Source organism: Bartonella sp. AP58NXGY, from assembly GCF_042195785.1.
GTDB lineage: Bacteria > Pseudomonadota > Alphaproteobacteria > Rhizobiales > Rhizobiaceae > Bartonella.
Genome location: NZ_JBHIOY010000389.1, coordinates 331 through 582, shown reverse-complemented (window position 1 = coordinate 582; position 252 = coordinate 331). Strand labels below are relative to the sequence as shown.

The following is a 252-nucleotide window of genomic DNA, read 5'->3' as shown; positions in this document are numbered from 1 at the left end:
GTATTCCTGTTGATCGGATGCTGGAAGCAGAACGCGAAGCGCTCTTGCGCATGGAAGATGAAATTGCTACCCGTGTTGTGGGACAGGGTGAAGCGGTTCAAGCGGTTGCGCGGGCTGTACGGCGGGCGCGGGCAGGGTTGCAAGATCCCAATCGTCCTCTGGGTTCTTTCATGTTTTTGGGACCTACCGGTGTGGGAAAAACAGAACTCACCAAAGCTCTGGCAGCTTTTCTTTTTCAAGATCCCAATGCCA

At 54.0% G+C, this 252-nt stretch carries 1 protein-coding gene; it reads left to right on the top strand.

Annotated elements, in window-relative coordinates:
* Positions 1–252, top strand: a 252-nt coding sequence (locus ACFINC_RS11610; RefSeq protein WP_375617298.1) for an AAA family ATPase, incomplete at both ends; no start/stop codon positions are given.